Genomic DNA, 3,186 nt, shown 5'->3' on the forward strand with positions numbered 1-3,186 from the left:
GGCGGCCGACCGCTCGCGGCGCCGGCGCTCGCGGGCGGCGCTGAGCAGCTCGGGCACCCGCGGGTTCTCCGGCGGCGGCAGGAGCTGCTCCAGCCCGGCGGGGTCGAGCCGGCCGAGCAGCCCGGGCAGGACGGCGATGTCGGCGACCGCCTGCCGGCACGGTGCGCAGCCGGCGAGGTGCCGCTCGTAGGCCGCCCGTTCGGCGGGAGCCAGCGCACCCAGCACGTACGCGCCGTCGTCGTGGGCGAACTCGCACCGGCTCATCCGGTCACCCCCATCTCGGCCAGGACCAACCGTAGTGAGCGCAGGGCGTAGTGCGTCCTGGACTTCACGGTGCCCGCCGGCACGCCCAGCCGGGAGGCCGCCTCCGCCACGGAGCGCCCCTGGTAGAAGCACTCGACCAGCACCTCCCGGTGGGTGGGGCTGAGCCGGTTGAGCGCCTCGGCGACGGTCCACGCCTCCACCGCGCGCTCCGCCTCGTCCACGGTCTCCGCGGGCTCGGGCAACTCGTCGGTGAAGACCTCGCCGACCCGGGCGGAGCGGCGCCGCCAGGCGTCGATGGCCAGGTTGCGGGCGGTGGTGAAGAGCCAGGCCCGGACCGAGCCGCGCGTCGGGTCGAGCGACTCCGGGTGCCGCCAGGCCCGCAGCAGCGTCTCCTGCACCAGGTCCTCGGCCCGCTGCCGGTCGCCGTCGACCAGCCGCAGGGCGTGCGCGTACAGCGCCTCCGCGTGCTCGTCGTGCAGCGCGCGGAGCAGTTGGGCGTCGTGGTCGCTGATGGCGGTCTCCTCGCTCTCGGGCGCGAGTCCGGCGGTGCGTTCGCCCGGGAATACGTGCCGCCGCAACGATCGGTTCAGCCGCAGGTCGTCGCGGGCTGCGCCGCCGAGGTGTTCACGCCCGGTTCACGCCGCCGCCGACGACCGCTCACCGCGTCCTCCTAGCGTCCGGCGGGTACGCACGCCAGCGGCTGTCCGGCGTGCACCGACCCCCCCTCCAGGAGGCTCCTTCCATGAGCGACCGTCCCCGGCTGCTCCCGTTGCTGGGCGCCACCCGCCACGGCAGCCGCGACGCCATGACCTGTCTCTACCGGTGCGGCAACGCCTGCGACCACCCGGTGCCGAACACCTCCGACAACGCGTACTTCGGCGACGTGGTGGACGCCGGGGTGTCCCGGCGCGGCGTGGTCCGGGCCGGCGCGGTCGGCGCGCTGGTCCTCGGCTTCGGCGGCGCGGCGGCCGGCGCGCTGACCGCCGCCCCCTCCGCCGCCGCCCCGGCCACCCCCGCCGTCCCCGGGGCCGCCGGCTTCGGCCGCCCGGCCGGCGGCGTCGGCAGCGGCGCCCTGACCTTCAAGGCGGTGCCGCCCAACACCCTGGACAGCCTCGTCGTGCCCAACGGGTACGACCACGCGGTCGTCATCCGCTGGGGCGACCCGGTCGTTTCGGGCGCGCCCGAGTTCCACCTGCACGGCCAGACCGCCGCCGCGCAGGCCCGGCAGTTCGGCTACAACAACGACTTCGTCGGGGTGCTGCCGCTGGACGGGCGCGGCCGGCGGGCGCTGCTCGTGGTCAACCACGAGTACACCAACGAGGACCTGATGTTTCCCGGCTTCACGGGCCAGGACGCGCTGACCGTCGAGCAGCTCCGCGTCGCCATGGCCGCGCACGGGATGTCCGTCGTGGAGCTGGAGCGGGTGGGCGCCACCGGGCAATGGCGGCCGGTCGGCAACGGCCGGCGGCCGTACAACCGGCGGGTCACCGCGCTGGCCACGAAGTTCGAGCTGACCGGGCCCGCCGCCGGCTCGGCGCACCTGAGGACCGCCGCCGACCCGAAGGGCCGTACGGTCGTCGGCACCCTGAACAACTGCGCCGGCGGCGTGACCCCCTGGGGCACCGTGCTCTCCGGCGAGGAGAACTTCAACCAGTACTTCGTCGGCGGCGACGCGGTGGCCGCCGAGCTCCAGCCGAAGCTGGCCCGGTACGGCATCACCACCGAGACCCGCTACCCGAAGGGCAGCCGCAAGTGGGAGCGCGCCGACGAGCGGTTCGACCTGGCGAAGCACCCGAACGAGGCGAACCGGTTCGGCTGGATCGTGGAGATCGACCCGTTCGACCCGGAGAGCCGCCCGCGCAAGCACACCGCGCTGGGCCGGTTCAAGCACGAGGGCGCGAACGTCATCGTCGCCAAGAGCGGGCACGTGGTCGCGTACATGGGTGACGACGAACGCTTCGACTACCTCTACAAGTTCGTCTCCGACAAGAAGTTCATGAAGGGCGACTCCTGGGTCGCCCGCCGGCACAACCTGACCCTGCTGGAGTCGGGCACCCTCTACGTCGCCGAGCTGAAGCAGAGCAGCGGCGGCGAGATCGACGGCTCCGGCCGGCTCCCCGCCGACGGCGCGTTCAACGGCCGGGGGCGCTGGATCAAGCTGGTCAGCGGCAACCGCTCGTACGTCGACGGGATGACCGCCGCCGACGTGCTGACCTTCACCCGGCTGGCCGGCGACAAGGCCGGGGCGACCAAGATGGACCGTCCCGAGGACGTCGAGCCGAGCCTGCTCACCGGCAAGGTGTACGTGGCGCTGACCAACAACACCGACCGGGGCGGGCCCGACAAGCCGGCTGCCGACGAGGCGAACCCGCGCAACCTCAACAAGCACGGCCAGGTGCTGGAGCTGGTCGAGGACGGCGGCGACAACTCCGCCGAGGCGTTCACCTGGTCGCTGCCGATCGTCTGCGGCGACCCGGCCGACCCGTCGACCTACTTCTCCGGGTACGACAAGGCGAAGGTCTCCCCGATCTCCTGCCCGGACAACGTCGCGTTCGACGCCACCGGCAACCTCTGGGTCTCCACGGACGGCAACGCGCTGGGCAGCAACGACGGCCTCTTCGCGACCGCCGTCGAGGGGCCGGAGCGGGGCCACCTGAAGCAGTTCCTCACCGTCCCGGTGGGCGCGGAGGCCTGCGGGCCGTTCCTCACCGGCGACAACCGTTCGGTCTTCGTGGCCGTGCAGCACCCGGGCGAGCTCAGCGGGGCGTCGGTGGAGAAGCCGGCCTCCAACTGGCCGGACGGCGACTACGCCAAGCCCGGCGTGGTGGTGGCCTGGCGCCTGGACGGCGGGCCGATCGGCAGCTGACCCTCCTCGGGCGGTCCGGCGCCGGACCGCCACCGGGGCCCCCATCCGACCGAGAG

The 3,186-nt window shown here is 73.9% G+C and carries 3 protein-coding genes; 1 reads left to right on the forward strand and 2 read right to left on the reverse strand.

Annotation, left to right across the window (positions count from 1 at the left end; genetic code table 11):
- A partial coding sequence (locus ACWENR_RS30185; protein ID WP_452280340.1) for an anti-sigma factor family protein occupies positions 1–264 on the reverse strand: 264 nt, incomplete at its 3' end.
- A complete protein-coding gene (locus ACWENR_RS30190) occupies positions 261–755 on the reverse strand; it encodes a sigma-70 family RNA polymerase sigma factor (protein ID WP_452280342.1) in 495 nt (164 codons plus the stop codon). The genes ACWENR_RS30190 and ACWENR_RS30185, both read right to left, overlap by 4 nt.
- 251 nt (positions 756–1,006) lie before the next feature.
- Between ACWENR_RS30190 and ACWENR_RS30195 the strand changes: the two genes are divergently transcribed.
- On the forward strand, positions 1,007–3,130 hold the full coding sequence (locus tag ACWENR_RS30195) for a PhoX family protein (RefSeq protein WP_452280341.1): 2,124 nt from the start codon (positions 1,007–1,009) through the stop codon (positions 3,128–3,130).
- Positions 3,131–3,186 lie beyond the last annotated feature (56 nt).

The organism is Micromonospora sp. NPDC004336 (assembly GCF_053602615.1).